The 1741-nt window shown below is 34.5% G+C and carries 4 protein-coding genes; 2 read left to right on the forward strand and 2 right to left on the reverse strand.

Annotated elements, in window-relative coordinates:
* Window positions 1-79: 79 nt before the first annotated feature.
* Window positions 80-784, reverse strand: coding sequence for a YggS family pyridoxal phosphate-dependent enzyme (locus tag ACJML3_RS07680; RefSeq protein WP_406022072.1), 705 nt, complete (start codon window positions 782-784; stop codon window positions 80-82).
* Between the two features lie 76 nt (window positions 785-860).
* Here ACJML3_RS07680 and ACJML3_RS07685 point away from each other — a divergent pair, with 76 nt between their 5' ends.
* Window positions 861-1046, forward strand: a complete 186-nt coding sequence (locus ACJML3_RS07685; protein WP_219938177.1) for a 4Fe-4S binding protein — start codon at window positions 861-863, stop codon at window positions 1044-1046.
* 43 nt (window positions 1047-1089) lie between these two features.
* Here ACJML3_RS07685 and ACJML3_RS07690 read toward each other — a convergent pair whose 3' ends face one another.
* On the reverse strand, window positions 1090-1431 hold the full coding sequence (locus ACJML3_RS07690; RefSeq protein WP_406022075.1) for a winged helix-turn-helix transcriptional regulator: 342 nt from the start codon (window positions 1429-1431) through the stop codon (window positions 1090-1092).
* Between the two features lie 119 nt (window positions 1432-1550).
* Here ACJML3_RS07690 and ACJML3_RS07695 point away from each other — a divergent pair.
* Window positions 1551-1741: nitroreductase family protein (locus tag ACJML3_RS07695; RefSeq protein ID WP_406022077.1), on the forward strand; the 191-nt coding region annotated here is incomplete at its 3' end.

Genomic DNA, 1741 nt, shown 5'->3' on the forward strand with positions numbered 1-1741 from the left:
AAAGGTATTGATAATGCTTGCATAAATACAGGAGGACATGTTTCCTCCACCGATGAAGGCAATTTTCTTAGTAGTCATTTTATTTGTTCTTATATTCTCTAGCGCCAAAGATGGCAGTTCCAATTCTGACCTGTGTTGAATCGTTTTTGATTGCAATTTCCAGATCGTTCGTCATTCCTAAAGATAGGATATTAAAATCTTCAAATTTTTCTTTGTATTTTACAAAAAGATCGTGAAGTTTCTGAAATTCTGAGTCTATTAACTGCATATCGTCAGTATCAAGACCGATGCCCATAAAACCTCTAAGTCTTAGTTTACTGCAGTTTTGAATTTCATCAATAACAGAATCAATTTGTTCGATAGAACAGCCTGATTTCTGCTCTTCATCTGAAATATTGACCTGAACTAGTACATCAAGTACACCAAGATGATCTGGTCTTTGATCGTTCAGTCTTTTAGCGACAATGGCTCTATCTACACTTTCAACTATATCAAAGTGCTCAGCAATAAGCTTGGTTTTATTTTTTTGAATAGGCCCGATAAAGTGCCAGACAATATCGTTATACCCCTGATTCTTTAGGTTTTCAATTTTTTCAGCTGCTTCTACAGCATATGATTCGCCAAAATGTCTTTGACCTGTCTGATAAGCTGCAATAACCATCTGCTCTGGTTTTGTCTTGCTTACATTTAAAAGCGTAATAGTAGCAGGATCTCTACCGTATTTTTCTGCAGCATCTTTTATCTTGGCAAGAACATTCTGAATGTTTTGAGAAATCTTATCCATATATCTGCCTTTTTAAAAAAATCTATTTCGTGTATTATAACGAGCAATTGATAAAGTGTAACCTAAGGAAACAAGAATGTACGTAATTAATCAAGAGTTATGCTCTCAGTGTGGAGAGTGCAGTGATATCTGCCCATGTGGTGCAATTGAGCAGCAGAGTGATGATACCTTCAAGATTGACTGTGCAGCATGTTCTGACTGTGGTGCATGTCAGTCAGTTTGTCCTTTCGAGGCAATTGAGGAAAAAGAAGAAGAAAACTAATCTTTTTCAGGAGAAATTAAATTTCTCCTTTTTTCTCTTTCAATCAATTCTTCTTTTCTGAAAATTTTGCTTCAAATTCTCTCATAGCTTCAAGTACAGGAATAATGAGACTTCCTTTCTGAGTTAAGGAATATTCAGTTTTTGGAGGAACAACTGGATATACCTTTCTTATTATAAGACCATCATTTTCAAGTTCTCTTAACTGCTGAGCAAGCATTTTATCTGTCGCACAAGAAATTTTTCTGTGTAGCTGACTGTACCTTAGTGTTTCATTCTTAAGATGCCAGAGAATAACAGCTTTGTATTTTCCTCCGATAAGCTCTACGGTTCTTGCAATAGGACAAACACTTTTTGAGTTATCAGCTAATTTTGAACATTCGGACATGGTGAACAGTTACCTAAATTTACACTATCTTTTTAGATAGTATATTACAAAAAAGTACATTCTTTACAAAAATATAGAATAGGATATATTAAAAACAAATCTTAAAAAAGGAGTTAATTATGGATTTATTGAATTTAATGGAAAAACGCCATTCAGTAAGAGCTTATTCAAACAAGAAAGTAAGCCAGGAAATGATTGACCGAATTGTTAAAGCAGGTGTTCTTGCTCCTACTGCATGTAATTTTCAGCCAGTAAAGATCGTTGTGATAGAGTCAGATAAGTCTCTTGAAAAGCTTTCTTCTGCTGCAAA

Origin of the sequence: Succinivibrio sp. (assembly GCF_045124615.1) — a bacterium.
GTDB classification, from domain to species: domain Bacteria; phylum Pseudomonadota; class Gammaproteobacteria; order Enterobacterales; family Succinivibrionaceae; genus Succinivibrio; species Succinivibrio faecicola.

Bases quoted from the DNA above. Each gene is read 5' to 3' on its own strand.
- ACJML3_RS07680 (WP_406022072.1), bottom strand. From the start codon at position 784: ATGGATAAGATTTCTCAAAACATTCAGAATGTTCTTGCCAAGATAAAA.
- ACJML3_RS07690 (WP_406022075.1), bottom strand. From the start codon at position 1,431: ATGTCCGAATGTTCAAAATTAGCTGATAACTCAAAAAGTGTTTGTCCT.
- ACJML3_RS07685 (WP_219938177.1), top strand. From the start codon at position 861: ATGTACGTAATTAATCAAGAGTTATGCTCTCAGTGTGGAGAGTGCAGT.